30 protein-coding genes are annotated in these 26,874 nt (G+C 66.6%); 15 read left to right on the top strand and 15 right to left on the bottom strand.

Features of this window, described 5'->3' with window-relative positions:
* Positions 1 to 5: 5 nt before the first annotated feature.
* The 4 genes from EP380_RS00290 to EP380_RS00275 all read right to left on the bottom strand — a co-directional run bounded on the left by EP380_RS00290 (position 6) and on the right by EP380_RS00275 (position 4,625).
* A complete protein-coding gene (locus tag EP380_RS00290; protein ID WP_127595347.1) occupies positions 6 to 1,502 on the bottom strand; it encodes a sensor histidine kinase in 1,497 nt (498 codons plus the stop codon).
* 31 nt (positions 1,503 to 1,533) lie between these two features.
* Positions 1,534 to 2,964: a dihydrolipoyl dehydrogenase family protein gene (locus EP380_RS00285; protein WP_127595344.1), complete on the bottom strand. Its 1,431-nt coding sequence runs from the start codon at positions 2,962 to 2,964 to the stop codon at positions 1,534 to 1,536.
* A gap of 61 nt (positions 2,965 to 3,025) precedes the next feature.
* Entirely contained in the window at positions 3,026 to 3,772 is a 747-nt protein-coding gene (locus EP380_RS00280) for a TVP38/TMEM64 family protein (protein ID WP_238719639.1), read from the bottom strand.
* 10 nt (positions 3,773 to 3,782) lie between these two features.
* Positions 3,783 to 4,625, bottom strand: coding sequence for a DUF547 domain-containing protein (locus tag EP380_RS00275; RefSeq protein WP_127595340.1), 843 nt, complete (start codon positions 4,623 to 4,625; stop codon positions 3,783 to 3,785).
* A 335-nt stretch (positions 4,626 to 4,960) separates the two neighbouring features.
* Here EP380_RS00275 and rpmH point away from each other — a divergent pair, with 335 nt between their 5' ends.
* The 5 genes from rpmH (at position 4,961) to EP380_RS00250 (ending at position 8,709) form a co-directional block, all read left to right on the top strand.
* A complete protein-coding gene (gene rpmH, locus EP380_RS00270; RefSeq protein WP_106572747.1) occupies positions 4,961 to 5,095 on the top strand; it encodes a 50S ribosomal protein L34 in 135 nt (44 codons plus the stop codon).
* Between the two features lie 16 nt (positions 5,096 to 5,111).
* A complete protein-coding gene (gene rnpA, locus EP380_RS00265; RefSeq protein WP_280951743.1) occupies positions 5,112 to 5,480 on the top strand; it encodes a ribonuclease P protein component in 369 nt (122 codons plus the stop codon).
* The gene (yidC, locus tag EP380_RS00260) at positions 5,464 to 7,281 is read left to right on the top strand and encodes a membrane protein insertase YidC (RefSeq protein WP_127595337.1); all 1,818 of its coding nucleotides are present in this window, start codon (positions 5,464 to 5,466) and stop codon (positions 7,279 to 7,281) included. Before rnpA ends, yidC begins: the two co-directional genes overlap by 17 nt.
* Positions 7,282 to 7,432: 151 nt before the next feature.
* Positions 7,433 to 7,972: a sigma-70 family RNA polymerase sigma factor gene (locus EP380_RS00255; protein ID WP_127595334.1), complete on the top strand. Its 540-nt coding sequence runs from the start codon at positions 7,433 to 7,435 to the stop codon at positions 7,970 to 7,972.
* Positions 7,969 to 8,709, top strand: a complete 741-nt coding sequence (locus tag EP380_RS00250; RefSeq protein ID WP_127595331.1) for an anti-sigma factor — start codon at positions 7,969 to 7,971, stop codon at positions 8,707 to 8,709. Before EP380_RS00255 ends, EP380_RS00250 begins: the two co-directional genes overlap by 4 nt.
* A gap of 36 nt (positions 8,710 to 8,745) precedes the next feature.
* On the opposite strand, the gene EP380_RS00245 is transcribed toward EP380_RS00250, so the two are convergent.
* On the bottom strand, positions 8,746 to 9,546 hold the full coding sequence (locus tag EP380_RS00245) for a glutathione S-transferase family protein (protein ID WP_127595328.1): 801 nt from the start codon (positions 9,544 to 9,546) through the stop codon (positions 8,746 to 8,748).
* Positions 9,547 to 9,819: 273 nt separating this feature from the next.
* On the opposite strand from EP380_RS00245, the gene EP380_RS00240 reads away from it, so the two are divergent.
* Positions 9,820 to 10,377 (top strand): fasciclin domain-containing protein, encoded by a 558-nt coding sequence (locus tag EP380_RS00240; protein WP_106572741.1) that lies wholly within the window; start codon positions 9,820 to 9,822, stop codon positions 10,375 to 10,377.
* A gap of 189 nt (positions 10,378 to 10,566) precedes the next feature.
* Positions 10,567 to 11,076: a peptide-methionine (R)-S-oxide reductase MsrB gene (gene msrB / locus EP380_RS00235; RefSeq protein ID WP_127595325.1), complete on the top strand. Its 510-nt coding sequence runs from the start codon at positions 10,567 to 10,569 to the stop codon at positions 11,074 to 11,076.
* A gap of 51 nt (positions 11,077 to 11,127) precedes the next feature.
* Here the strand turns inward: msrB and yihA are convergent, their stop codons facing one another.
* Together yihA and EP380_RS00225 are read right to left on the bottom strand one after the other, a co-directional pair.
* On the bottom strand, positions 11,128 to 11,784 hold the full coding sequence (gene yihA, locus EP380_RS00230; RefSeq protein ID WP_106572739.1) for a ribosome biogenesis GTP-binding protein YihA/YsxC: 657 nt from the start codon (positions 11,782 to 11,784) through the stop codon (positions 11,128 to 11,130).
* Positions 11,781 to 12,419, bottom strand: a complete 639-nt coding sequence (locus EP380_RS00225) for a CatB-related O-acetyltransferase (protein ID WP_127595322.1) — start codon at positions 12,417 to 12,419, stop codon at positions 11,781 to 11,783. The genes yihA and EP380_RS00225 overlap by 4 nt, the downstream gene beginning before the upstream one ends.
* Before the next feature lie 273 nt (positions 12,420 to 12,692).
* Here EP380_RS00225 and argB point away from each other — a divergent pair, with 273 nt between their 5' ends.
* A complete protein-coding gene (gene argB, locus EP380_RS00220) occupies positions 12,693 to 13,589 on the top strand; it encodes an acetylglutamate kinase (RefSeq protein WP_106572737.1) in 897 nt (298 codons plus the stop codon).
* A 29-nt stretch (positions 13,590 to 13,618) separates the two neighbouring features.
* Here the strand turns inward: argB and EP380_RS00215 are convergent, their stop codons facing one another.
* Both EP380_RS00215 and EP380_RS00210 read right to left on the bottom strand, forming a co-directional pair.
* Complete coding sequence (locus EP380_RS00215) at positions 13,619 to 14,524, bottom strand: DMT family transporter (protein ID WP_106572736.1); 906 nt, start codon at positions 14,522 to 14,524, stop codon at positions 13,619 to 13,621.
* Positions 14,525 to 14,607: 83 nt separating this feature from the next.
* A complete protein-coding gene (locus EP380_RS00210; RefSeq protein WP_238719637.1) occupies positions 14,608 to 15,510 on the bottom strand; it encodes a GGDEF domain-containing protein in 903 nt (300 codons plus the stop codon).
* Between EP380_RS00210 and EP380_RS00205 the strand changes: the two genes are divergently transcribed.
* The gene (locus tag EP380_RS00205; RefSeq protein ID WP_106572734.1) at positions 15,509 to 16,222 is read left to right on the top strand and encodes a pyrimidine 5'-nucleotidase; all 714 of its coding nucleotides are present in this window, start codon (positions 15,509 to 15,511) and stop codon (positions 16,220 to 16,222) included. The two genes, EP380_RS00210 and EP380_RS00205, sit on opposite strands and share 2 nt — an antisense overlap.
* Positions 16,223 to 16,258: 36 nt before the next feature.
* Here the strand turns inward: EP380_RS00205 and EP380_RS00200 are convergent, their stop codons facing one another.
* Positions 16,259 to 17,098 carry an LOG family protein gene (locus tag EP380_RS00200; RefSeq protein WP_106572733.1) on the bottom strand — a complete coding sequence of 280 codons (840 nt, stop codon included), beginning with the start codon at positions 17,096 to 17,098 and terminating at the stop codon, positions 16,259 to 16,261.
* Between the two features lie 150 nt (positions 17,099 to 17,248).
* Between EP380_RS00200 and dapD the strand changes: the two genes are divergently transcribed.
* Genes dapD through EP380_RS00185 form a run of 3 tightly spaced genes read left to right on the top strand, consistent with a single transcriptional unit; the run spans position 17,249 to position 19,194 of the window.
* Positions 17,249 to 18,103, top strand: a complete 855-nt coding sequence (gene dapD / locus EP380_RS00195; protein WP_127595319.1) for a 2,3,4,5-tetrahydropyridine-2,6-dicarboxylate N-succinyltransferase — start codon at positions 17,249 to 17,251, stop codon at positions 18,101 to 18,103.
* A 5-nt stretch (positions 18,104 to 18,108) separates the two neighbouring features.
* Positions 18,109 to 18,471: a DUF805 domain-containing protein gene (locus tag EP380_RS00190; protein WP_158264415.1), complete on the top strand. Its 363-nt coding sequence runs from the start codon at positions 18,109 to 18,111 to the stop codon at positions 18,469 to 18,471.
* 9 nt (positions 18,472 to 18,480) lie between these two features.
* The gene (locus EP380_RS00185; protein ID WP_106572731.1) at positions 18,481 to 19,194 is read left to right on the top strand and encodes a hypothetical protein; all 714 of its coding nucleotides are present in this window, start codon (positions 18,481 to 18,483) and stop codon (positions 19,192 to 19,194) included.
* Between the two features lie 64 nt (positions 19,195 to 19,258).
* Here the strand turns inward: EP380_RS00185 and EP380_RS00180 are convergent, their stop codons facing one another.
* A complete protein-coding gene (locus EP380_RS00180) occupies positions 19,259 to 19,696 on the bottom strand; it encodes a YqaA family protein (RefSeq protein WP_127595313.1) in 438 nt (145 codons plus the stop codon).
* A gap of 327 nt (positions 19,697 to 20,023) precedes the next feature.
* Between EP380_RS00180 and EP380_RS00175 the strand changes: the two genes are divergently transcribed.
* Positions 20,024 to 21,607: an adenylate/guanylate cyclase domain-containing protein gene (locus EP380_RS00175; RefSeq protein ID WP_127596716.1), complete on the top strand. Its 1,584-nt coding sequence runs from the start codon at positions 20,024 to 20,026 to the stop codon at positions 21,605 to 21,607.
* 29 nt (positions 21,608 to 21,636) lie between these two features.
* On the opposite strand, the gene EP380_RS00170 is transcribed toward EP380_RS00175, so the two are convergent.
* A complete protein-coding gene (locus EP380_RS00170) occupies positions 21,637 to 22,674 on the bottom strand; it encodes a 2-dehydropantoate 2-reductase (RefSeq protein ID WP_127595308.1) in 1,038 nt (345 codons plus the stop codon).
* A gap of 144 nt (positions 22,675 to 22,818) precedes the next feature.
* Between EP380_RS00170 and dapE the strand changes: the two genes are divergently transcribed.
* Together dapE and EP380_RS00160 are read left to right on the top strand one after the other, a co-directional pair.
* Complete coding sequence (dapE, locus tag EP380_RS00165) at positions 22,819 to 24,006, top strand: succinyl-diaminopimelate desuccinylase (protein WP_127595305.1); 1,188 nt, start codon at positions 22,819 to 22,821, stop codon at positions 24,004 to 24,006.
* A 7-nt stretch (positions 24,007 to 24,013) separates the two neighbouring features.
* The gene (locus EP380_RS00160) at positions 24,014 to 24,607 is read left to right on the top strand and encodes a transporter (RefSeq protein ID WP_127595302.1); all 594 of its coding nucleotides are present in this window, start codon (positions 24,014 to 24,016) and stop codon (positions 24,605 to 24,607) included.
* Positions 24,608 to 24,629: 22 nt separating this feature from the next.
* On the opposite strand, the gene truA is transcribed toward EP380_RS00160, so the two are convergent.
* The 3 genes from truA to fmt are packed head-to-tail and all read right to left on the bottom strand — an operon-like array spanning position 24,630 to position 26,811.
* The gene (gene truA, locus EP380_RS00155; protein ID WP_127595298.1) at positions 24,630 to 25,373 is read right to left on the bottom strand and encodes a tRNA pseudouridine(38-40) synthase TruA; all 744 of its coding nucleotides are present in this window, start codon (positions 25,371 to 25,373) and stop codon (positions 24,630 to 24,632) included.
* A 5-nt stretch (positions 25,374 to 25,378) separates the two neighbouring features.
* Positions 25,379 to 25,879: a GNAT family N-acetyltransferase gene (locus EP380_RS00150; RefSeq protein WP_127595295.1), complete on the bottom strand. Its 501-nt coding sequence runs from the start codon at positions 25,877 to 25,879 to the stop codon at positions 25,379 to 25,381.
* Complete coding sequence (gene fmt / locus EP380_RS00145) at positions 25,876 to 26,811, bottom strand: methionyl-tRNA formyltransferase (RefSeq protein ID WP_127595292.1); 936 nt, start codon at positions 26,809 to 26,811, stop codon at positions 25,876 to 25,878. Before fmt ends, EP380_RS00150 begins: the two co-directional genes overlap by 4 nt.
* Positions 26,812 to 26,874: the final 63 nt, after the last annotated feature.

Genomic DNA, 26,874 nt, shown 5'->3' with positions numbered 1-26,874 from the left:
GCCGCTCAGGCCGGGCGGCGGATGGTCTGGCGCGCCTCGTCGAGCCGGACCGGCTGGTCGGGAATCGTGATCAAGAACCGGGTGCGCCCGCCGACGCTTTCCACCAGTTCGATCGCCCCGCCATGGGCGCGCACCAGCTCATGGGCGATCGCCAGGCCGAGACCGGTGCCGCCGGAGCGCGCCGCGCCGCGAAAGGCGGCGAACAGATTGTCGCGCGCCTTGGCCGGCAGGCCCGGACCGGTGTCCTCGACGAGGATGCGGCTGACGCTGCCCTCGCGCTCGGCCGACACGGTCAGCCGGCGCACCAGCGAGCCCTCCCGGTCGGCCGCCATCGCCTGGACGGCGTTGCGGCACAGATTGTTGAGGACACGGAAGAGCTGCTCGGCATCGGCGTCGACCTCGAAATCGGGCGCGACCGCGTTGACGAACTCGATGTCGGCGCGCGGATCGAGACCGACCAGGCCCTCGACCTCGGCGACGAGCGTGCGCAGCCGCAGGATGCGGCGCGTCGGCGGCGCCTCGTGGGCGCGGCCATAGGCCAGAACGCGCTCGGTGTAGCCGACGGCGCGGTCGATGGCGCGCACCAGCTTGGGCGCGAACATCTGCACGGACGGGTCCTTGACCGCACGCAGCCGGTCCGAGATCAACTGCGCGGACGCCAGGATGTTGCGCATGTCGTGATTGATCTTGGACACGGCCAGGCCGAGATCGGCGAGATGTTTTTGTTCGCCCAGCGTCTGGTGGAGCTGGTTCTGCATCACCGACAATTCGCGCTCGGCGATGCCGATCTCGTCGCGCCGGCCGGAGGGGCGGATGATGCGGCCGGGATCGTCGGGCGCCTCAGCGAAAGCGGACATGGCCCGGCGCATGCCGTGAATCGGCCTGATCATCAGCGCGTGGATGGCGAAAAACACCAGCCCGGCGGTGATCAGCGAAATCAGCAACGACAACAGCGCGACGTTGCGCGCATAGACGAACATGGCCGCGCGCAGCTTGGCGTCGGGCAGGATCAGCTCGAAATCCATCGGGCTGTCGCCGACGCGCCCGTAGACGCGCAGCATGCGGTCGCCGCCCTCCATCATCGTGTCGAGCGCGCCGGCGATCGCGGCCAGCGGGCCGACCTCGGACGGGGTGACGTGCTCGTCGACATCGGGCGGCATGTCGGACGCCACCAGCAGCCGGGACACGCCCTCGTCGCGCACGGCGATCGCCTTGGCGCCGAGCGCCATCAAGACGTCGTCGCGCAGTTGCGGCGGCAGCTCGATCTCACCGCTTTCGATCAACGGCACGCTGGCGGCGGCGGCCGTCGACAGCCGCTCTTCGAGCCAGCGCAGCCGGAAATTGGCCACCGACGGGATGAAGATCAACACCTCGGCGATCAGCACCGACACGATGGTCAACAACAAAAGCTTGGTCGACAGGCGATGTGGCCAGGCGGCCGGACCGGCCGAACCGTCCGGAACGGTGTCATCGCCGTGCTGGGCTTTGTCGTGGCTCGTCATCGCGCCTTTCCTGCCCGCGCGGACCGGCCGGTCAGCCAAACAATCGCAAAAACGCGATCAGCCGCCTGACCACCGGCTTGCGGGCCACACCCGAAAAATAGGTGATCGCGGCGCGTTTGCCAATTTCGCTCATCGTGGGATAGGGCGGCACATAGGCGGCGACGTCGCGCAAACGCAGTTTTTTCGACAGGACCAGGGCCCAAAGATTGATCATCTCGCCGGCATTGGCGCCGACGATCGTGACGCCGAGCAACCGGCCGCGCCGATCCGCCATCAGCTTGATGAAGCCGGCGGTCTGGCGCTCGGCCTGGGCGCGGTCGTTTTCGGCATAGGGCCAGCGCAGAATGCGGACCCCGCCACGGGCCTTGAGAGCCTCGGCCTCGGTCATGCCGACCTGGGCGAGCTCGGGATCGGCGTAGGTAACCCGCGGCAGGATGGCACGGTTCTCGCGCGCCGGCAGGCGAAACAGCAGCGCGCGCACGACCAGCCCGGCATGATAGCCGGCGACATGGGTGAATTGCGGCCCGCCGGCGACATCGCCGATCGCGTAGACGCGGCGGTTGGTGGTGCGCAGCTTGGCGTCGACTTTCACGCCCTTTTCGTCGTGGGCAATGCCAGCCTCGTCGAGGCCGAGCCCGTCGACATCGACCGTGCGACCGGTGGCCACGAGCAGATGGCTGCCGTCGATGGGCTCGGGCCCGGCGTCGGTCTCGACATAGACCCGCACCCCAGTCTTGCCGCGCCGTTCGACCCGCGCGACGGCGGTGTTTTGGCGGATGACGACGCCTTCGCCGCGCAACCGCTCCAGGACCGCCGCGGCCGCCTCGGGATCGTCCCGGCCGAGTGCTGAAAACGCCTCGAGCACGGTCACCTCCGAACCCAGACGGCGATGGGCCTGGGCGAGCTCGATGCCGATCGGCCCGCCGCCGATGACGATCAGCCGCGACGGCCGGCGGGTGAGATCGAAAATCGTCTCGTTGGTCAGGAAATCGACATCGTCGAGCCCGGGGATCGGCGGCACCATCGGCGAGGAGCCGGTGGCGACGACGAAGCGGCGGGCGCGAATCTCGGTGTCGCCGGCCACGACCGTGCGCGGGCCGGTGAAGCGCGCCTGGGCGCGGATGACATGAACGCCGAGCGCGGTGAAGCGCTCGACCGAATCATTCGGCGCGATCGCCGCGATCACGTCCCGGACATGGCGGTTGACGGCCTTGAAATCGACCTTCGGCTCGACGTCGGCGATGCCGAAGGCGGATGCGCCGCGCAGCGCGGCGGCACGCTTGCCGGCCGCGATCAACGCCTTGGAGGGCACGCAGCCGTAATTGAGGCAATCGCCGCCCATCCTGCCCTTTTCGACGAGCACCACCGGCACGCCGAACGCGGCGGCGGCGGCGGCGACCGACAGGCCGCCGGAACCGGCGCCGATGACGCAAATATCCGGTTTCAATATCGTATCGGTCATAAAATCCCTTCGCATGGCCCCGGGCCCGCCGGCTTTCGCGGCGGCGCGGCGGCACCGCGGTTCAGGCGCGCCGGCCGCCGACCTTCTTTACGATGGTGGGGATCGCCGCAACAAGGGCGAGCGCGACGAAGGCGAGCGTGATTTCGGGCGTCACCAGATCGCGAAGCGCAATGTCGCGGCCGGATTGGCCCGCCGCGACCAGGACGCTGTCGAGCCCGGCGCCGAGCCAGGCATAGGCGAGCGTGCCGGGCAGGATGCCGATGAAGGTGGCGGCGACGTAGGTGCGCAGCTCGACCGCGAAGAACGCCGGGGCGATGTTGACGATCCAGAACGGGAAGATCGGCGCCAGCCTGAGCACGAGCAGATAGCCGAACGCGTCGCGCCGGAACCCGTCGGCCAGACGCGCCGTGCGCGCACCGAGCCTGCGCTGCAGCACGTCGCCGAACGCGGTACGCGCGGCCAGGAAGACGACGGTCGCGCCGAGTGTCGCGGCAAACGCGACCAGCACGGCGCCGACCAGCCAGCCGAACAGGAAACCGGCAAGGACGGTGAGCACCGAGGCGGCCGGGAAGGAAAACGCCACGGCCAGCACATAGGCGGCGAAGAACAGCACAGCCGCGCGTCCGTAATGCGCCGCGACGAAGGCGGCCAGCATCTCGCGACTTTCCGACAGATAGGAAAGCGAGAGGAAGCGGTGCCAGCCCATGGCATAGCCGAACAGCAGCCCGGCCACGACGACGGCGATCGGCGCGTAGCGCCACAGCGCCGCGCGCCGGCCGGTCGGGCTGTTGCCGGCATCGCCGGACATGGCTGTCTCCTCAGACATCGTTGAGCGCCCAGTCATAAACGAAATCGCCAAGCCGCGCTGTGTCGAGGGCGTTTTTCAGCGGCGGCGCGGCGAAACGGCGCCAATGCCGTTTCAACCGCCCCCTGCCCCCGAAATCGGACGCGTACCAGGAATAGAGCCTGGAGGCGGTGATCGCACGGCCGGCGACGCTGAGGCCACGGTGGTGATTGACGTAGGCGGCCGCGTTGTCGGCCATCAACCGGTCCAGATTGGCGCCGGTAAAGGCCCGGGCGGCCAGGTTCGGGCAGGAATAGGAGGCGCAGTTGAGCGCATAGTGGCTCATCGGATCGGCGAAGATCGGACGCACGATGCGATGCTCGACATCGTCGAGCGAGACGTCGCGCCCCTCGACGCGGATAATCTTCTTCGACCAGGGGCCGCGACCGAACAATCCGCCGCCGCCGAGATTGATCTGCTTGATCGAGGCGACCGGATAGTTGTCGAGCACCACGTCCAAAGTCTTGGCATTATAAAGATTGATCCAGTAGGCATGCGCCTCGGCGCGGCCGAAAGTCGACGGGCGGGCCTGCTGCAGACGGTCGAGATAGGATTTCAGCGTCGCGCGGCCGGACGCGGCGAAACCGCGATAGTCGACGCGGTTGTAACCGTGTCCGTCGGGCCTGACATGGGCCTGCAGGAGCCGGTCGTAGGCGGCATGGTCGAACCCGCCCGTGCCGCGCGGCCCGAACGCGCCGATCGGCGCCGCCAAGGCCGGCACGCCCGCCATTGCCAGAAGCGCGGCCGCGCCGCCGCCGGCCAGCACGTGGCGCCGTGTCGCGCGCGGGGCCGGTTTACGGGTGGCGGCATCGGGCATGGCACAATCCTGTGGCGTTGGGTGCGGCAAAGAAACACCCACCCGAATTGGCCCAGCAACCGGATGGGTACAACCCGTCAGGCCGCGATCTCACCGTCTATTGACCGCACTCCGAAAGGGCCTCACCCTTTCGTGAGCCGTCTCGTCACGACATTTCGAGCGCCAGCGCGCCAGATGCCGGCTTTTCATTGACTTCCGGCGACCATCTTTTTATAAGCCGCCGCACGTTCGGGTCCGTGGCCCGGCGCCATTTGTGTGCGCCCACGTCCAGATCCGAAAGCTCCTGTTTTGAAGAGATAGATCCAAGAAGGGCCGCACGCCGCGGTATTAAATAAATGAAACGTACCTATCAGCCGTCCAAGCTCGTGCGCAAACGCCGTCATGGCTTCCGCGCCCGTATGGCAACCAAGGGTGGCCGCCGCGTCATCGCGGCGCGGCGCAACCGCGGCCGCAGCCGGCTTTCGGCCTGAACCGGACCGCGCGGCGTTGACCGGCAACCGGCGCAGTGCGCGCCCGCCGGAACGGATGCGCAAACGCGCCGATTTTCTGACCGCACGGCGCGGAGAAAAACGGCGCGGACGTCTGTTTCTGCTCGAGGTTTACGATCGTGGCGACGACGCCGCGCCGCGCCTCGGCTTGACGGTCACAAAAAAAACCGGCAACGCCGTTATACGCAACCTTATCCGGCGTCGCCTCAAGGAGGCCGTGCGCACGCACGCAGCCGATGACATGGCGCGCGGCAAGGACTATGTGATCGTCGGGCGCCGCGAAATCGCGGCGATACCCTTCGACCAGCTGAAAAGCGAACTCTCCCGACGAATGCGCGGAACGGCTCTTGATGGAAAACAACCGTAATTTCTTCATCACGATCGCGCTGTCGATCCTGATCCTGACGGTGTGGCAGGTCTTCTACGTCAACCCGAAGATCGAGAGTCAACGCGAGCAAACCCGCCTCGAGACGGAACAGGCCGAGGCGGACGGAGCCGCAAAGGCCGACGGCGCGACCGGCGCGCCGGCGGTAAACCCAGACATACCCGGCGCCGCGCCGGCCGACGTGCCCGGCGGGCCGGCCGGACAGGGCGGCCGCGACGACGCGCTCGCCGGCGGCGGTCGCGTCGTCATCGACACGCCGCGCCTTGCGGGCTCGATCAACCTGACGGGCGCACGTATCGACGACCTGTTGCTCAAAGACTACCGCGTGACGGTGGAAAAGAACTCGCCCAACATCGAGCTTCTCAACCCGTCGGCGGTTCCCAACGCCTATTACGTCGAAATCGGCTATGTCGGCAGCGAGGCGAGCGGCCAGGTGCCGAGCTACGATACGGTCTGGTCGGTCGACGGCAATGCGAAGCTGACGCCGCAGAACCCGGTCGTGCTGACCTTCACCAACGACAAGGGCCTGACCTTCAAGCGCACTGTCGCGGTCGATTCGGACTATATGTTCACGCTGTCCGACACGATCGAAAACGCCTCGGGCAACGCGGTTTCGATCAGCAATTACGGTCGGGTGACGCGCTTCGAAAAACCGCAGACGACCGGCATCTACGTACTGCACGAGGGCCTGATCGGCGTCACCGGCGAGGAAGGTCTGCAGGAAATCGACTATTCCGACGTCGAGGAAGACGGCAAGATCGTGCCGTCGAAATCGAGCGACGGCTGGCTCGGCATGACCGACAAATACTGGGCCGTGGCGATGGTGCCGTCGGGCAAGCAGGCCTTCCAGCCGCGCTTCGTCTATCTCGACGACAACCGCTCGCGCTACCAGGCCGATTTCCTGTCCGATCCGATGGTGGTCGACGCCGGCGGGTCGGCAACCGTGGAAACCATGGTGTTTGCCGGCGCCAAGGAAGTCTCCCGGGTCGACGCCTACGAGGAAAACCGGCAGATCCGCCAGTTCGACCTGCTGATCGACTGGGGGTGGTTCTATTTCATCACCAAGCCGATGTTCTATCTTATCGATTGGCTCTACAAGCTGCTCGGCAATTTCGGCCTGGCGATCCTCGCCACCACCGTCGTGGTCAAGCTGATCTTCTTCCCGCTCGCCAACAAGTCGTACAAGTCGATGGCGAACATGAAGAAGGTGCAGCCGAAAATGCTGGAAATCCGCGAGAAATACGCGGACGACAAGATGAAGCAGCAGCAGGCGATGATGGAGCTCTACAAGACGGAGAAGATCAACCCGCTGGCCGGGTGCTGGCCGGTGCTAATCCAGATTCCCGTCTTCTTTGCGCTCTACAAGGTGCTTTACGTCACCATCGAAATGCGGCACGCGCCGTTCTTCGGCTGGATCCAGGACCTGGCCGCACCCGACCCGACGTCGATCTTCAACCTGTTCGGACTTCTGCCCTACGACGTGCCGGCCTTCCTGCTGATCGGGGTGTGGCCGCTGATCATGGGCATCACCATGTTCTTGCAGATGCGCATGAACCCGACGCCGCCCGACCCGACCCAAGCGATGATCTTCAACTGGATGCCGGTGGTGTTCACCTTCATGCTGGCCACCTTCCCGGCCGGGCTGGTAATCTACTGGGCCTGGAACAACTTCCTGTCGATCCTCCAGCAGGGCGTGATCATGAAGCGCCAGGGCGCCAAGATCGAATTGTGGGACAATCTGGGCGGGCTGTTCAAGAAGAAGCCGAAACAGCCGGCGGAATAGCCGAACCGGATCGGCGCAAGTTCGGAAAGCCCGCCGCGTGCGGGCTTTTTGATGCCGGAAACGGGGCGGCGGAGCGCCGCGCCGCTTTCCATCGCCGCAATGGGGCGATGCCGCATTGCAAATACAGCGCGGCGCGCTAGGTTGAGCCGGCATGACGCCGCACGACATTACAAAACTGATCGTCCGTACCGCGATGAAGGATCGCGGGGCTTTCGATTTGCTTTACCGGCAAACCAGCGCGAAACTCTTCGGCGTGTGCCTGCGTGTCTTGAGGGACCGGGCGGAGGCCGAGGAAGCGTTGCAGGACGTCTATGTCAAAATATGGACCAAGGCCGACCGCTTCGCCGTCTCGGATCTGAGTCCGATCTCGTGGCTGGTGGCGGTGGCGCGCAACCATGCGATCGACAAGCTGCGGGCGCGGCGCCCGAGCGGTGCGCCGATCGACCATGCCGCCGAGATCGCCGATCCTAAGCCTGGACCGGAATCCGTCGCCGTGATGACCAGCGAGAGGCGGCGCATCGACGAGTGTATGGACGAACTCGACGACGAGCGGTCGGCGGCGGTGCGCGGCGCCTATCTGAGCGGCGACAGCTATGCCGAGCTTGCCACGCGGCACGGCGTGCCGCTGAACACGATGCGGACATGGCTGCGGCGCAGCCTGTTGAAACTCAGGGACTGTCTGGAGCGATGAGCGCTGCCGACGACAACGGACGCGAACTGACCGGCGACGACGCGCTGGCCGCCGACTATGTGCTCGGCGCGCTCGACGGCGACGACCGCCGCGCGGCCGCCCGCCGGATCGAGACCGATCCGGACTTCGCCCGGCTGGTGGAGCGCTGGGAAGAGCATATGGCGCCGCTGGCGGCGGGTTACGAACCGGTCGAGCCGCCGGCCGCGGTCAAGGCCGGGCTCGACGCACGGTTGTTTGCGGCCGACGGCGCCACGGCAACGTCACGGGGGGCCGCGGCTCCCGCAGGCGGCTTGTGGCAAAGCCTTGCCGTGTGGCGCGGCATCGCGGCCGCGGCGATCGCCGGGCTGGTTCTCGCCCTGGCCGTGCCGCTGCTTGCGCCGCCGCCGGTCGACGAACCGGCCGGGCGCCTGGTGGCTTCGCTGGCGCCGCAGGAAAGCAATGTTCATTATTTCGTCGTCTACGACGCCAGCACCCGCGATATCGGGCTGTCGCACGTTACCGGCGAGCGCGACGGCGGCCGCGATTTCGAATTGTGGGTGATCGAGGGAGACACGCCGCCGGCCTCGCTCGGGATTATCCCGGCCGGCTCCACCGTCCATCTCGCCGTCGGCGAGGCGCTGCGCCGCAAGATCGAGGCCGGCGCGGTGTTTGCGATCAGTCTCGAACCGGCCGGCGGCTCCCCCACCGGCCAGCCGACCGGTCCGGTCGTGGCGGCCGGCGACTTGCGCGCCATTTGAGCGCGACGGCACCCGGCCGCCGAAAGCAAAGTCCGATCAGGCCAAGCCCAAGGCGGCGTCGTCCGCCGGTTCTCCGTATTTGGCGCGTGGCGGCCAGGGCCGCGCGCGCCAAGACGGCTCGAACACGAAACTCGATTTCGTCCGCCCCGGCAAAAGCGCGCCATTGCCGGCGCCTTGCGCGTAGTCGTAGTAGAGCTTGACGATCTCCTCGCGGCTCACCTGGCCGGCGGCCGGATGCGCCAGGCAGGCCTCGCGCCAGGCAGCGACGCGCTCGAACCCCTCCACCGGCAGGTCGAAATCCTCGTAATAGTCGAGGAACCAGAAGCGCATGAAAATCGGCGTGAACACGGTTTCGGCAAGGCCGAACCGGTCGAACAGAAACGGCCCGTCGGGATTGTGCTTGCGCAGGAAGCGGTCGAAATCGCGGTAATGGCCCAGCATCTTGTCGTGAAAACCGGCGCGGGCGGCCGGATCCTGGTTGAGGACGAACATATAGCCGGTGGCGGTGAAGGGGCCCTCGCGGGCGATCAGCATGTTTTCGACCGCGCGCTCGTAAGCGTCCGCGCGCGCCACCCGCCGCTCGGCGAAGCGGTCCTCGAGATAGGCCATGATGACCAGGCTTTCCTTGATGACGCCGCCGTTTTCGGTCGCAAGCACCGGCAGCGCGGTCGTCCCGTCGGTCAGTTCGAGCAGCCAGTCAGGGCGCGGTTTTGTGATGTCGATCACGTGAAAGGCGACACGGTCGCGCAGTCCCTTGAGTTCGAGCAGGATCTCGAGGCGCTGCGAAAACGGGCAGACGGGAATGTGGTAGACGACCGGTTTCGACTGGTCGGGCATGATGCAGCACCTCTTTGCTTTCCAATGGCGGTCCGACAGACGCCGGTCGCGGCCGCGCCGCCCTGCCGCGGCACCGGCTCCGACTCGGCCGAGCAAACGATAAAGCAGGCCAGGCTGCGGACCAACGCCTTCCAGTCCGCGGCGTCGTTACATCAACATTCGGAATAAATCAGCTTTCACTTTCAACGATTCTTCCCTGAAACTCTCGGCCAAACGATCCCGTGTCTTCGCCTGCCCACCCGCTGGGACAAACCAACAGGGAGTTTCGATACGATGAAAAATTCCAAGCTTCTCGCACTCGCCGGCGCCTTCGCCGTCTCCACCCTCGCCGGCATCGCCCATGCCGACAATCCGATGGTCGGCGGAGCGGCGATGTATGCCGACAAGAATATCGTCGAAAACGCCGTCAACTCGAAGGACCACACCACGCTGGTGGCGGCCGTCAAGGCGGCCGGCCTGGTCGAGACGCTGCAGGGCGAAGGGCCGTTCACGGTGTTCGCGCCCGTCAACGCCGCCTTCGACAAACTGCCCGACGGCACGGTCGACACGCTGCTGAAGCCGGAGAACAAGGACACGCTGACCAAGGTTCTGACCTGCCACGTGGTGGCGGCCGAGGCGATGTCGGATGCGATCGGCAAGATGATCAAGGATGACGGCGGCAACCATCCCGTCGAAACCGTCGGCGGCTGCATGCTGCAGGCCAAGATGGACGGCGACAACATCACGCTGACCGACGAGAACGGCAACGTCGCCACCGTGACGATTGCGGATGTCGACCAGTCGAACGGCGTCATCCACGTCATCGACACGGTGCTGCTGCCGAAGGCCTAAGGCCCGGCGCCACCCGCTCTCGCGGCGCCGCCGCGGATTTTCGAACACCCCGTGCGGCGGCGGGGCACGCTCCGCGCCACGGCCAAGCCGTGGCGCGGAGCGTTCGCGCAAGTGCCGGTCTTCGTCAAGGCGAATTGATTTCTCCGTGACCGTGCCTGCCCGATACGCTATCTGGAAAAGGAGACCGCCATGAACCGAAGATTTTTTCTCTACGGCTCGACCGGCGCCGCCATCGTGGCCGGATTGCCGCTCCTGGCGCGTCAGGACATAGCGAGCCCTGCAATGGCCAAGGACAAAGACCAGTTCGAAATCGAAAAGACCGAGGCCGAGTGGCGGGAAATCCTGACGCCCGAGCGCTACAAGGTGCTGCGCGAGGAGGCGACCGAACGCGCCTTCACCAGTGCGCTCAACGATGAAAAGCGTGCCGGCACCTTCCACTGCGCGGGCTGCGATCTGCCGCTTTACTCCTCCCAGACCAAGTTCGAGTCCGGCACCGGTTGGCCGAGCTTCTGGGAGGCACTGCCCGACGCGATCGGCACCAGGATGGACCGGTCGTTTTTCATGGTGCGCACGGAGTGCCATTGCAGCCGCTGCGGCGGCCATCTCGGCCACATCTTCGACGACGGCCCGCCGCCGACCGGCAAGCGCCATTGCATCAACGGGCTGGCGCTTACCTTCAAACCTTCCGGCGCGGCATAACCGACGCAAAAACGGCGACCGGGCAGCGCTTCGCGCCACGCCCGGCCCGGCCTACGAGGCGATTGCCGTCATGATCGCGGCGCGCAGGCCGTCAATGCCGACGCCCTTTTCCGACGAGGTGGCCAGCACCTCGGGATAGGCCGCGGGCCGCTTCTTGACCGTTGCCAAAGTCTGCGCGAGCAGGGTTTCAACCGCCGGCGGCTTGATCTTGTCGGCCTTTGTCAAAACGATCTGATAGGAGACTGCGGCGCGGTCGAGCAGGTCCATCACCTCGCCGTCGATCGCCTTGACGCCGTGGCGGGCGTCGATCAGCACGTAGACGCGCTTCAGCGTGACGCGGCCGCGCAGATAGTCGAACACCAGCCTGGTCCAGTTCTCCACCACCGCCTTGGGCGCCTTGGCGAAGCCGTAACCCGGCATGTCGACCAAAGCGAGCGGCGGCAGGTCATCGGCGGTGCCGGCGTGGCCGTCGGGCACGAAATAGTTCAGCTCCTGCGTGCGGCCCGGCGTATTGGAGGTACGCGCCAGCGCCTTCTGGCCGACCAGCGCGTTGATCAGCGACGATTTGCCGACATTCGACCGGCCGGCGAAGGCGATCTCGGGCGGGCCTTCCGGCGGCAGGAATTTCATCGCCGGCACGCCGCGAATGAAGACCCACGCGCGAGGAAAGTCCCGCCCGGTGCCGCTGTCGGTTTTCGTCTCGCTCACGTCGCTGATTCCAACCGTTCCAGATCGTTTCCGCCGATGGCATCGATGTTGCGCGTCACCTTGTCAACAGGCCAGTTCCACCAGGCAACCGCAAGCAGGCGCTCGACGGTGGCGGCATCGAAGCGCATGCGCACGATGCGGGCCGGATTGCCAGCGACCACGGCATAGGGCGGCACATCGGCCGACACCATGGCGCCGGCCGCCACGATCGCGCCATCGCCGATCGCCACGCCGGGCATGACCGTGGCGTCGATGCCGAACCAGACGTCGTTGCCCACGACCGTGTCGCCGCGAAACCCGGCAGCCAGCGATTGCGGATCGAAACTGTCGCGCCAGGCGCCGCCGAAAATGGCGAACGGAAAGGTGGAAAAGCCGCGCAGATCGTGGTTGGCACCGTTCATGATGAAACGGGTGTTGGCGGCGATGGCGCAATAACGGCCGATGACGAGCCGGTCGCCGACGAAGTCGAAATGATAGAGCACGTTGTGCTCCTCGAAACGCTCGGGGCCAAGCGGGTCGTCGTAATAGGTGTAGTCACCGACCTCGATGGTCGGGCGGGTGATCAACGGTTTCAGAAACGCGGTGCGCGGGTGGAACGGCAGCGGGTGGGTGTCGTGCGGATCAGGCGCGTGCATGGGGCGTCTTTCTCGGTGAGCATGATGAACAGGGTGCGGGACAAACGATCCGGCCCGGCGCGACGACGCCGTTTCGTGCGGATCAGGCAACCTTGTTCATCGAACCCGTACTCCCCGAAAGAGGCCGCGCTTATAACGCCGCAAGCGTCACGCGTCCACGAAAAACCGGCATAGACGACCTCAGGGGGGCGCGGGCGCCGGCGGCAATTGCCCGATCCCCGCTTTCCCGCTATGACCCGCCGGACATTTTTTAACGGCCGCAACAGGAAACCGATGACGAGCGACATTGCCGCCACAGCCCGGGAACAAGCGCGTCTGCTTTCGGCGGCGCTGCCCTATATGCAGCGCTACGAGAACAAGACCGTGGTGGTCAAATATGGCGGCCATGCCATGGGCGACACGGAGCTCGGCCGGGCGTTCGCCCGCGATATCGCGCTGCTGAAACAGTCGGGCGTCAACCCGATCGTCGTGCATGGCGGCGGGCCGCAGATCGCGGCGATGCTGGCCAAGATGGGCATCGAATCGAAATTCGAGGGCGGCCTGCGCGTCACCGACGCCAAGACCGTCGAGATCGTCGAGATGGTGCTGGCGGGCTCGATCAACAAGGAGATCGTGGCGCTGATCAACGCCGAGGGCGAATGGGCGATCGGCCTGTGCGGCAAGGACGGCAACATGGTGTTCGCCGAGAAGGCGCATAAGACCGCGATCGATCCCGATTCCAACATCGAGCGCGTGCTCGATCTCGGTTTCGTCGGCGAACCGGTCGAGGTCGACCGCACGCTGCTCGATCTCCTGGCGCGGTCGGAAATGATCCCCGTGATCGCGCCGGTGGCGCCGGGCCGCGACGGCCACACCTACAACATCAACGCCGACACCTTCGCCGGGGCGATCGCCGGCGCCGTCAAGGCATCGCGGCTGTTGTTTCTGACCGACGTGCCGGGCGTGCTCGACCGCGACAAGACGCTGATCGACGAGCTGACGGTGGCCGAAGCCAGGTCGCTGATCGCCGATGGCACCATATCGGGCGGCATGATCCCGAAAGTGGAGACCTGTATCGAGGCGATCGAGCGCGGCGTGGAAGGGGTGGTCATCCTCAACGGCAAGACGCCGCATGCCGTACTTCTGGAACTGTTTACCGAGCACGGCGCCGGCACGCTGATCGTGCCGTAACGCGAGACGGCGCGGGCCTGCGCCCGGCGTCAGCCCATCGCCAGCAAAAGCAGGATGCCGGCCACGATCAGCAGGCAGCCGGCGGTTTCCATCAAATTGATACGCTCGCGGAAGAAATAGACCGTCGAGGCGAAGGTGAAGATCATCTCGACCTGCGCCAGCGCCTTGACCACCGCCGCCTGCTGCAACGTCATGGCCATGAACCAGCCGAAGGAGGCCGTGGCGCCGGCAAGCCCGACCACCAGGGCCGGCTTCCACGCCTTGCGGATGCGGCCGATCTCGGCCCGGTCCTGCCACAGCATCCACAAGGCCATGACCAGGCTCTGGAACACGATCACCCAGGCAAGCGTGACCGCGGCCTGCATGATGAAATTGGGTCCGCCGAGCGCCAGCGAGGCGGCGCGGTAGGCAACCGCCGTGATGCCGAACAAGGCCCCCGAGGCAAGCCCGACCAGGGCATTGCGACCGGCCAGCGAGGCAAACAGCGCCCGCCAGCTCAAGGGCGTATGGGCGACCGAGATCAGCATGACGCCGAACACGCTGACGCCGATGGCGGCCAGCGCGCCGGCCGAGACCTTCTCGCCGAGGAAAATCAGGCCGAACAGCGCCGCCTGCGCCGGCTCGGTGCGCGAATAGGCGGTGCCGACGGCGAAGTTGCGGAAGGAGAACAGGTGGATCAGCAAAAAGGTGGCCGCGATCTGACCGAGCCCGCCGACGAGCATCCAGGCAAAGAAGGTCGCGTTGAGCCGAGGCAGCGCATGGCCGGCGCCGAGATGCAGCATGGCCACGAACACAAGCGCGAAGGGCACGCCGAAACCGAAGCGCACGAAGGTTGCCCCCGTGGTTCCCATCACGCCCTTGAGATGTTTTTGCATCGCGGAACGGATGTTCTGCAGGAACGCGGCCGCGATGGTGATCGGTATCCAGAGTTCCAAGAACGCCCCTCGCGTAAAAGAGGCGATCTAGGCCGACCGCGACCTTCAAGGCAAGAGGAACGCCACGGACCGGCCTCGTCCCGTCATGCGGCCGCGCGGTTCTCGTCGTCCTGCGTCACCACGCAGTCGCGCCCGGCCCGTTTGGCCAGGTAGAGACGCCGATCGGCGCTGCGCAGCGCCTGCGAGACCGTCAGGGCGCGGGAAAAGTGCGTGCCACCAATGCTGACGGACAGCGGCACCGGCCGGTCGGACGGCCTGAACGACGTCGCGGCGACCGCGCGCCGGATATCCTCGCCGACCTGCGCGATCGCAGGACCCCGGCAACCGGGGAGGTAGACAGCGAACTCCTCGCCGCCGATGCGGCCGACAATGCTGCCGCGCGGCAGGGCACGGCGGATCGCATTGGCGATCGCCACCAGCGCAACGTCTCCCGCCTGGTGGCCATAGGTATCGTTGACCGCCTTGAAATGATCGGCATCGACAATCAGCAGGGCGCCGTCGCCCCCCGTCGCCTGCTCGCCGGCGATCGCGTCGAGCGCGCTTTCGCGATTGAGCATGCCGGTCATCGGATCGCGGCTCGCCCGCTCGGCCAGCCGCGCATGCGCCTGGTGCAGATCGGTGTGCGCGCGGGCCAGTCGGGCGTGCATGTCGAGGAACCGCCGCCGCTGGTACAGTTGGAAGGCACTAACAGGCCAGCCGATCACCAACGGGCATACGAGCGACATCAGGAGGCCATTGGGTCCCAGGGACAGGCCTTGCAGCCGCATAAGGCTGAAAGCGACCAAAACCGAGGTCGCCATGGCGCCGACGGCGATCAGTGCCGAGTTCAAAACAATAGAGCGCATTGCGTACTCCCCACGGGCCGCTGTTGCCATCGCACCGTTAAAAATCCGGTATGAGACTTCGGTCAAATTTGAAACGATCCGGAACTGCCGGATGGTCGTGTCCGCTGTCATCGCTGCGGCAAAGATGCGATAAGGCGGCATGACACAGATTCCCGAATCGTCCGACTTCACCGGCATCCGCAACTGGGTGTTCGACCTCGACAACACGCTTTATCCGCACCACTCGAACCTGTTCGCCCAGATCGACGTGCGCATGACGGCCTATGTGTCGGAACTGCTGGAACTGCCGCGCGATCAGGCGCGCGTGCTGCAGAAGGAGCTCTACCGCGAGCACGGCACGACGCTGAACGGGCTGATGGTCCGCCACGGCATCGACCCAGACGATTTTCTGCAGAAGGTGCACGATATCGACTACACCCATCTCGCGCCCGACCCGGCCCTCGGCGCGCAGATTCGGACCCTGCCCGGCCGCAAGTTCATCTTCACCAATGGCGATCGCGGCCATGCCGAGCGCACGGCGGCACAGCTTGGCATCCTCGACCATTTCGACGACATATTCGACATCGTGGCCGCCGGGCTGGTGCCGAAACCGGCGCGCGAGACCTACGACAAGTTCACCGCGCTACACCGGGTCGCGGGCGCCGATTCGGTGATGTTCGAGGATCTGGCCCGCAATCTGGCCGTGCCCAAGGCGCTCGGCATGAAGACGGTGCTGATCGTGCCGCGCAATTTCGAGCCGACCTTTGCGGAAATCTGGGAACAGGACGCCGACAAGGAGGACGATGTCGATTACGTGACCGACGATCTCGCCGGCTTCCTGGCCGCGATCAATCCAGCCGGCGGCAAAGCCTGACTGGCCGGCGCCGCAGGTCCGCGCCAGCGGCGCGCGTCAGATCTCGTAGAAACGCTTGACGCGATCCCAGGCCTCGTCGGCCGTGTCGACATAGTCGATCAGGTTGCGGTCGTCGGGCGAGATGGTGCCCTGTTCGGCCAAAAAATCGATATTGACCGCGCCTTCCCAGAACGCGCGGCCAAACAGGATGACGGGAACCCGCTCCATGCGCCCGGTCTGGATCAGGGTCAGCGTTTCGAAAAACTCGTCCATGGTCCCGAAACCGCCGGGGAAGATGGCGACCGCCTTGGCGCGCATCATGAAATGCATCTTGCGGATCGCGAAATAATGGAAGTTGAAGCACAGTTCGGGCGTGACGTAGGGGTTGGGCGCCTGTTCGTGCGGCAGGACGATGTTGAGCCCGATCGTGGGCGCGCCGACATCGGCCGCGCCGCGATTTCCGGCCTCCATGACGCCCGGACCGCCACCGGTGACGATGACGAATTCGCGGTAGTAGGACGCAGCCGAGTGATGCGAGCAGAGGCGGGCGAAATTGCGCGCCTCCTCGTAATAGCGGCTGTTGGCGAGCAGGTTCTTTTCCTGCACCTTGTTCTTGGCCGCCCAGGCCTCGCCGCCGGGCTCGGGTATGCGCGCGCCGCCGAACAGGATCACCGTGGAGCGGATGCCCCGCTCGGCGAGCGCCATTTCCGGCTTCAACAGCTCGAGCTGCAGGCGCACGGCGCGCAGTTCGCGCCGGGTCATGAAATCGTCGTCGTCCCAGGCCAGGCGATAGGCAGACGACCGCGTCTGCTCGGTATCGGGCACGCTGCGCGAGCGTTCCAGATCCTCATCCGAATGCGGCAACGGCGTCCAGCCGTTCTTGTCCATCGGGTTCATGCGTCTAGTCCCCTTGTGCGTCGCTTTGCACCGTCCGCCCGGCATGGTCGCGATTGACCCTCCCATGGCGTTGACATAGGTTCCGCGCGACTTTCGCCCCATCTATGGCTAAAGCCTATCCCTTAATGAGACGTTGTAATGGAGCCCTGGATGCACAAGCCCGACCTCGCAGCCCTCGAGCGCACGATCGAACAGGCCTTCGAGGCGCGCGACGGCGTCAGCACGACCACGCGCGGCGAGGTGCGGGACGCCGTCGAGACGGCGCTCGAGCTGATGGATCGCGGCCAGGCGCGGGTGGCCGAACGCGACGCCGACGGCGCCTGGCGGGTGAACCAATGGCTGAAAAAGGCGGTGCTTCTGTCCTTCCGGCTCAACCCGATGGAGATCATCAAGGGCGGACCGGGCGAAGCCGTGTGGTGGGACAAGGTGGCGTCCAAATTCGACGGCTGGAGCGCGAACGAGTTCGAGAAGGCCGGTTTCCGCGCCGTGCCCAACGCGGTGGTGCGCCGCTCGGCCTATATCGCGCCGGGCGCGGTCTTGATGCCCTCCTTCGTCAATCTTGGCGCCTATGTCGACGCCGGCACGATGGTCGACACCTGGGCGACCGTCGGCTCGTGCGCGCAGATCGGCAAGAACGTGCATCTTTCGGGCGGCGTCGGCATTGGCGGCGTTCTGGAGCCGATGCAGGCCGGGCCGACGATCATCGAGGACAATTGCTTCATCGGCGCGCGCTCGGAGGTGGTCGAGGGCTGCATCGTGCGCGAGGGCTCGGTGCTCGGCATGGGCGTGTTCATCGGCAAATCGACCAAGATCGTCGACCGCGCCACCGGCGAGGTGTTTTACGGCGAGGTTCCGCCCTATTCGGTGGTGGTGGCCGGCACGATGCCGGGCAAGACCATCCCCGGCAAGGATTGGGGCCCGAGCCTCTACTGCGCCGTCATCGTCAAGCGGGTCGACGAAAAGACACGCTCCAAGACCTCGATCAACGAGTTGCTGAGGGATTGAACCAGGTGGGTCCGGGCCAAATCCTCTGGCTGTTCTTCGGCTTTTCCGGCCGCCTCAGCCGCCAAGCCTACGCGCTGGCCGGGCTGCTGCTTTATTTGCTCCGGGTCTATCCGATCTATCGCATCATCAATGCCGGCGACAACGACGCGACGGCCACCTTCTGGGGCGGGATCTTCCTCCTGGTGGTCGGCGCAACGCTGATCTCGCATGTCGCCACCTCGGTGAAACGGCTGCACGACATGAACCAGCCGGGCTGGTTCGCGGTGTTCTTCATCATCGGCGACATTTTGATGTATCTGTTCTTGTGCCTAGCGCCGGGCACGCAAGGACCAAACCGCTTCGGCGCGCAGACCAACGCGCCGAAATAGAGCCGGGCGATGGCCTATCGCACCCTCGACCCCGAACGCATCATTCTCACAGCCGAGATACTGGAGCGTCGGGTCGAGGAGCGCTTTCCCGAGGCCGGACTGCGCAAGGTCGCGCATGAGCTGGTCCTTCTGGCGCGCGATCTCGTCCAGGGCGCGCAGGCGCTGGAGGCGCCGATCGGCTGGCTGCGCGCCCTGATCGGCGTGGTCATCCTGGTCGGGGCGTCGGTCTTCGTGTTCGTGGGCACGATCGTCTCGTTCGACCGGACGCCGACCGGCGCGTTCGATTTCGTCCAGGGTCTGGAAGCCTCGATTAATACGCTGCTGCTGGCCGGCCTCGGCCTGTTCTCGCTGGTCAGCGCCGAAGAGCGCATCAAACGCAAGCGCGTGTTCCGGCAGCTGCACGGGCTGCGCTCGATGATCCACGTCATCGACATGCATCAGCTGACCAAGGATCCGGCCGCCCTGTCGGCCGATTTCCGGCGCACCAGAAGCTCGCCGCAACGCACGCTGGGCGCGGGCGACCTGGCGCGTTATCTCGATTACTGCTCCGAAATGCTGTCGATCACCGGCAAACTTGCCGCGCTCTACGCACAGTCGGTCAACGACAGTATCGTGGTCGACGCGGTCAACGATATCGAGACGCTCGGCACCAATCTGTCGCGCAAGATCTGGCAAAAAATCATGCTGATCGGCGATGCCGGGATGAAGGCGAAGGGGGACTAGAGCCGCCACCCCCCTCTCCGTCCCGCTTCCCCAGCCCCGCTCCGGAACGGTCGCGAACGGCCGCTCAGCCCCAAAGACCGGCTGCGAGCGCCGAAACCGCGACATAGCGCCCGGTCTTGGCCACCGCCACCAGCAGCACAAAGCTCCAGAAGGGTTCACGCAGGACCCCGGCGGCGACGGTCAGCGCGTCGCCGCCGATCGGCGCCCATGACAAAAGCAGGCTCCAGCGCCCCCATCTGCGATACCAGTTCGACGCGCGGGCAAGTGCCTTCGGCGAGACCGGGAACCAACGACGATCCCGGTAGCGCGACACGCCGCGCCCGAGCGCCCAATTGACCATCGCGCCGAGCGTGTTGCCGACGCTGGCGACGGCGATGGTGAGGCCGAGCGGATAGCCGGCGAGCTGCAAGCCGACAAGCGCGGCCTCCGACTGGGCCGGCAGGATCGTCGCGGCAACGAAGGCGACGGCAAACAAGCTTGCGAGCGCGAACACTCCGTCCATTCGACACCACCCCGGTTCTCGGCGACGGCACTTGCCGAAGACCGTCTTCGGATCACCCGCCGGCAGACGAACGCGATAAGCCTCGCGCCCCGCAAGGGCCGGCGAAAGCCGCACATCGCGGGCCTGGCGGCAATCGAGGCCGGACGAGGCCGTTCGCGCCCGCTTCCTATCGCCGCCGCCAGACGCTGGCAAACGCCAAACCCGCGCATCGATACGGATCGCGCTCGTCACGGGCGCTTTGGTTGGCTATCCTCTCAGTTTCGGGGAGAGGGCTGGGAGAAAACCGTGTCGCAACCCGCCGAAGACAAGGACATCGCGATCGGGCGCATGTGGCTTTACGCCGCCGAACGCCCCTGGTTGCTGGGCACCATCGTGGCGCTGGCGCTGGTTTTGCTGCCCGTTGCCGTGTGGATGGATCTCAAGAACCTGTCCGACCGGGCGCTGACCGTCCAGGCCCGGACCCTGAACCGGATGCTCAACGACATACGCGGCTATTACGCCACCAATGTCGTGAGCCGGGTGCAGGGCCATGACGGCGACAGCATCGCCGCGCACGACTATGCCGACATTCCCGGAGCGGTGCCGATCCCGGCAACGCTGTCGCTCGAACTCGGCGACGTGATCGGTACCAGCGGCGAGGAGGAAATCGGCTACCGCTTCGTGTCCGATTTCACCTTCACGAGCCGGGCCGCGCACCGGCTCGACGGTTTCGAGCGCGCCGCGCTCGCCTCCTTCCGCGCATCGCGCGACCCCGACGCCGTCGTCACCGGGATCGCCGGCTCGCTGTTCGAGCGCGAGATCCGCATGGCGGTTCCCGTCATTCTCGGTCAGGCCTGCGTGTCGTGCCACAACAATCATCCGCTCAGTCCCAAACATGACTGGAGGGTGGGCGACGTGCGCGGCATCCAGGCGATCACCGTGCATCAGCCGATCGCGGAAAATCTTTTTTCTTTCAAATACCTGTTCATCTATTTCGCCGGCGCCGGCGCGTTCGGCATCGCACTGACCGGCCTCAACTGGCGCCAGGCCAATCAATTCCGGCGGATGAACAGCGAGCTGGAGGAGGCGAACGACTTCCTCGCCTCGGTGTCGATGAAAATCTCGAAATATCTGTCGCCGCAGATCTACAAGAGCATCTTTTCCGGCGAGAAGGACGTCACGATCTCGACCGAGCGCAAGAAACTGACGATCTTCTTTTCCGATATCAAGGATTTCACCGAGACCTCCGAACATCTGCAGCCGGAGGAGCTGACCAACCTGCTCAACGAGTATTTTACCGAAATGTCGGCGATCGCCCACGCGCATGGTGCGACGGTGGACAAGTTCATCGGCGACGCCATCCTCGCCTTCTTCGGCGATCCGCACACGCGCGGCGCGCGCGAGGACGCCAATGCCTGTCTCGACATGGCGATGGCCATGCAGCGACGCATGGTGGCGCTGAAAGGCGAATGGCGCCGGCGCGGCATCGAAAAGCCGTTCGAGGTGCGCATGGGCATCAATACCGGTTACTGCAATGTCGGCAATTTCGGCTCGGCCGACCGGATGGACTACACGATCATCGGCGCGGAGGCGAACCTGGCCGCACGCCTGCAACACATCGCCGAACCGGGCGGCATCGTGCTGTCCTACGAGACCTGGGCGCATGTGCGCGACAGGGTGCGCGCGCGTCCCCTGCAGCCGATCACGCTCAAAGGCATTTCGGGCGAAATCGTGCCCTATGCCGTGGAAGGCATTCACGACGGCGACGACGCGCCGGCCACGATCAACGAGGCGGAGAGCGGCCTGTCGCTGTTTCTGGACGTCGACCGTCTCGACGCCGGGGCGCGGCGGCGCGCCGAGACCGTGCTCGAAAAGGCACTGGACGCCGTGCGCGGCGCACGACCGGAAAAACCTCCCGAAACCGCCGGCTGAGATCGCGAAACGCTGCCGGCGACAGCGTCCTAGCGTGCGGCTTGCGCCAGCACAGCCTCCGGCTCGAGCCGCGGCGCCCCGCGCCCGGCCCGCTCGGCGCGCCGGATCGCGGCCAGTACGGCGCGGTTGGCGGGCGCGGCACGGCCATGGCGTTCTGCCAGCGCGATCACGGCGCCCTGAAACTGGTCGATCTCCGTCGGCCGGCCCCGTTCCAGATCCTCCCACATGGAGGAACGCGCGGCGGGATCGACGGCGAGCATGCGTCGGGCGAGACGGCGAAACAGCGGATCGGGCAGACGCAGCACCGCCGGCAGCAGGTCGGGCCGCAAGCGCCCGATGCGCGCCGGCCTGATACCGGCCGCCTTCATCGCGCCAAGCGCCTCGGCGATCTGGACGGCCAGCACACGCCGCCAGCGCCGGTCGGCGAGTTCGTCGGCCAGCGGCAGGCCCGACAGGGCGTTGAGGGCGTTGTTGAGATTGAGCAGCAGCTTGCCCCACAGCACGGCGTCCATGTCGGCGGCGGCCGAAACGGGAAAACCGGCGACATCGAGGAAAGCGGCGAGCCCTTCGGGCACGGGGTCGACCAGGGTCGTGCCTTCCGTCGCGCGGTGAAAGACCGGCGCGCCATCGGCCGGCATCGCGGCAACCACATTAAACGGCACCATGCCGGCCACGACCGGATGGCGCGCGCCCAGCCCGGTCCGCAGCGCGGCGGGGTTGGCGACGCCGTTCTGCAGGCTGACCACCACCGTGCCCGGCCTGGCATGGCGCGCGATCAGCCCGGCCATCTCCCGCGTCGCGCCGCTCTTGACGGTGACAAGCACGATGTCGGCGTCAACCAGCACGGCTGCGGGGTCTGCACCGGCCTGGACACGACCGGCAGGCAAATGACGCTGCGTACCGTCGAGGTCGCGGACCGCAAGACCGGCCCCGGTGACGGCATCGACGACGCGCGACCTTGCCAGCAGCGCCACCCGGCGCCCGCCAAGCGCCAGGCAGGCACCGGCATAACAGCCGATGCTGCCGGCGCCGGCGACCGCGATCCTGGTTTCGTCGCCAAAGCGCATCCCGTCCTCCGCTCTCCCCGCCATCACAGCCATTGCAGCGGCCGCGTCAAGCGGCCGGCCGGTTTTGCGGGTGACATCTGGCCCAAATGTCGATGCCGTTTCGCGGCGTGACAGGGGCCGCCCTTTCGACTATCCATCCGCCTCATGTCACTGCCCGTCGATCCCGCCGCCAATCTGGCCACCCTGATCCGCTGTCCCTCGGTCACACCGGCCGAAGCCGGCGCGCTGTCGGCGCTGGAGGCCATGCTGGACCCGCTCGGCTTTGCCGTCGAACGGCCGGTGTTCAGCGAGGTGGGCACGCCGGACGTGGAAAATCTCTACGCCAGGCTTTCCGGCGCCGGGCCGCATCTGTGTTTTGCCGGGCACACCGACGTCGTGCCGGTCGGCGACGAGGCGGCCTGGACGCATCCCCCCTTCGCCGCCACCGTCGCCAACGGCGCCATGTTCGGCCGCGGCGCGGTCGACATGAAAGGCGGCATTGCCTGTTTCGTGGCGGCGGTCGCCCGCCATATTGGCGAGCACGGCGCGCCGGCGGGCTCGATCTCGCTGCTGATCACCGGCGACGAGGAAGGCCCGGCCGTCAACGGCACGCAAAGGCTGCTGGAATGGGCGGCAGCCAAAGGCGAGCGCTGGGACGCCGCCGTGGTCGGCGAACCGACCAATCCCGAACAACTCGGCGACATGATCAAGATCGGCCGGCGCGGCTCGCTGTCGGGCACGCTGCGCGTCGCCGGCCGGCAGGGCCATGCCGCCTATCCGCACCTGGCCGACAATCCGGTGCGCGGGCTCACCATGCTGATCGACGCGCTGATGCATCCGGCCTATGACGAGGGCACCGAGAATTTCCAGCCGACCAATCTGGAGGTGACCAGCGTCGACGTCGGCAATCCGGCCGTCAACGTCATTCCCGCTTCGGCCACGGCCAGCTTCAACGTGCGCTTCAACGACCGGTGGACGGCGGAAAGCCTGCAGGCGGAAATCCACGACCGGCTCGACCGGGCGGCGCAGCTCACGCGGCTGCGACCCGGCCGGCCGGAGCCCGTGTCGTTCGAACTCGACTGGCGCGACCGGCCGAGCCCGGTGTTCGTGACCCACGATGACAAGCTGATCGCGTTGATGCGCAGAGCGGTCAGCGACGTGACCGGGCGCCAACCGGAACTGTCGACCACCGGCGGCACGTCGGATGCCCGCTTCATCAAGGATTATTGCCCGGTGGTCGAATTCGGGCTGGTCGGCCAGACCATGCACATGGTCGACGAACACGTGGCGCTGGCCGACCTGGAGACGCTGACGCAGATCTATCAGCGCCTACTGGCGCTGTGGTTCGAGTAGTCCGCCGATGCCGTCAGCCCAGGATATCCAGACCTACATGACCGGCGCCTGGCGGCTGATGATGGGCAAGCCGGAAGCGGTTCGTCTGTTCGACCTGTCGGCGGACGGCTTCTGGAACTCGTTCTATGCCATCGTGGTAGCGGTTCCCGCCCTGACCGTCGGCTGGGCGAGCTTCGCCGGCGATTTCGCGGTCGGCGCAAGCGGGCGTTTCGGGATCGTGTTCCTGCTTGGCGTGATCGATCTGGCAACCTGGGTGCTGCCGCTAATCGTCCTGGCCTTGGTGGCCAAACCCCTCGGGGTCGGCGACCGTTTCGTGCCTTACGTGGTGGCCAGCAATTGGGGCTCTGCGCTGCTGATCTGGCTGATGCTGCCGGCAACGCTGGTGCGCCTGCTGGCGCCGGGCGCCGACGAGCTGGCCGCGCTGCTGTCGCTCGCCGCCTTCCTGGTGACGATGGCCTTGTCGTGGCGGCTGACCAACGCGGTGATCGACCGCGGCGCCGGCCTGGCAAGCGCGGTGTTCGCGCTGATGCTGGCGCTGTCGATCGGCGTGCTTTTGACGCTGCAGGCGCTGTTCGGGCTCGACGCGCTGCCGCCGGCCTGATCGCCGGGGCGCGGCGCGTCGTTCAATAATCGACCTTGATCAGGCACAGTCCGCCCGGCGGCGCCACCGGTCCGCAGGCGGTGCGGTCGCGCGCGGCAAGCGCGGCGCTGACATCGTCGGCGCTCCAGCCGCCATCGCCGACCCGCTTGAGCGTGCCGGCCATGGAGCGGACCTGATTGTGCAGGAAGGAGCGCGCCGAGGCGCGGATCTCGATCAGCGGGCCGATGCGCGTCACGTCGAGACGGTCGAGCGTCTTTTGCGGGCTTTTCGACTGGCAGCGCACGGAGCGAAAAGTGGTGAAATCGTGATGGCCGACCAGCCGCTGCGCGGCCCGGTGCATGGCGTCGACGTCGAGTTCCTTCTTCACGTGCCAGGCGAAGTTTCGTTCCAGGGTCAGCGGCGGATGGCGATTGACGATGCGGTAGAGATAATGCCGGCCGGTGGCGGAAAAGCGCGAATCGAAATCCGGACCGACCCGGGCGGCGGCCAGCACGGCCACCGTCTCGCCGGCCATCTGGAGATGGGCGTTGACGGCGTCGCGCACGGTGTCGGCCGGCCAGTCCCGTTCGAGGTCGCAATGCGCGACCTGCCCGGTAGCGTGCACGCCGGCATCGGTGCGGCCGGCGCCGCCGAGCGTCACCCGTTCGCGGCAAAAGGCGAACAGCGCCGCCTCGATCGCGCCCTGCACGGAGGGCTGGTCGGCCTGGCGCTGCCAGCCGGCATAGGCGGTGCCGTCATATTCGATGTCGAGCCGGTAGCGTGGCATGGCGCTCAACCGACGCCGAAGGCGCGCGGATAGACGAGACGGCCGGTCTCGGGCGCAGCGTCCCAGGCAAGCGCCTGGAGCGCATCGCCCTGAAACAGGCTGTCGAAACCGGCCGCGCGCCGGTGCGTATACCCAAAGCGGCCGTAATAGGCCGGATCGCCGAGAACGACGGAAAGCCGTTCGCCGGCCGCGCGCAGGCGTCTATGGCCATCGCGGATCAGCGCCGTGCCGATACCCCGGCCCTGCAAACCCGGCGCGACCGCCACCGGCGCCAGCGCGACGGCCGCGAAGCGGGAACCGGCCGTCTCCACGCAGAGCCGCGAGAACAGGACGTGGCCGACGAGCACCCGGTCCCGTTCGGCGACCAACTCGAGAACCGCATCGCCGTCGCGGCGGATCGCCTCGACCAGTTCGGCCTCGTCCTTGCGGGCGAAGGCTGCCTCCTCGACCGAAAAGATCGCCGCGCGATCGGCCGCAACCGCCTTCCTGATGCCCGTTTCGGTCATGACACCGTATCTCCCCGGCGCAGCGCTGCGCCGCGCAGAAAGGTCTCGGCGGTCATCGGTTTGCCGCCGGCGCGCTGCAGCTCGACCAGCCGCACCGCGCCCGTTCCGCAGGCAATCGTCAGCGCGTCGTCGAGCACGGTGCCGGGCGCGCCGTCCCCTTCCGTCGGGGTCGCACGCAGGATCTTCAGCCGCTCGGGCCTGTCGGCCAGGGGCGCCTCGCACCAGGCACCCGGAAACGGCGACAGGCCGCGAATGTGATTGTGGATCTCGGCCGCCGACCGCGTCCAGTCGATACGGGTTTCGCCCTTGTCGATCTTTTTGGCATAGGTGACGCCTTCAGCCAGCTGCGGCGTCAGGGCAAGCCGGCCGGCCTCGAGCGCGGCCAAGGCCTCCACCATCAGCGTGGCGGATTCCCGCGCCAGAACGTCGTGCAGTTCGCCGGCCGTCATGTCCGGGCCAATCTCGACTTGCCTTTGCAAAGCGACGGGACCGGTATCGAGCCCCTCTTCCATCTTCATCACCATCATCGCGGTCTCGCTGTCGCCGGCCATGATCGCGCGCTGGATCGGCGCCGCGCCGCGCCAGCGCGGCAGGGCGGAGGCGTGGCCGTTGAAGCAGCCGAGCCGGGTGCCGTCGAGGATCGGTTTCGGCAGCAGCAGGCCGTAAGCCACCACGACGGCGGCGTCGGCGGCCAGGTCGCGAAAGGAAGCCTGCTCGTCGGCGCCCTTGAGCGAGACCGGCGTGCGCACCTGAAGGCCGAGCTCCTCGGCGGCGCGGTGCACCGGCGACCGGGTCACCTCCAGCCCGCGACGTCCGGCCTTGCGCGGCGGCTGGGTGTAGACGGCCGCAATGTCGTGGCCGGCCGCGGCAACCGCGCGCAGCGTCGGCACGGAAAAATCGGGCGTGCCCATGAAAACGAGACGAAGCGGCATGTCGGACTACCCGTTGCAGGACCAAGGGACGCGCGCACCACCCCGCTTCAAACGGGTTGGCGC

The organism is Nitratireductor alexandrii, from assembly GCF_004000215.1.
GTDB lineage: Bacteria > Pseudomonadota > Alphaproteobacteria > Rhizobiales > Rhizobiaceae > Mangrovimarina > Mangrovimarina alexandrii.
The sequence above is the reverse complement of the archived record's forward strand: the minus strand, read 5'-3'. Positions and strand labels throughout refer to the sequence as shown.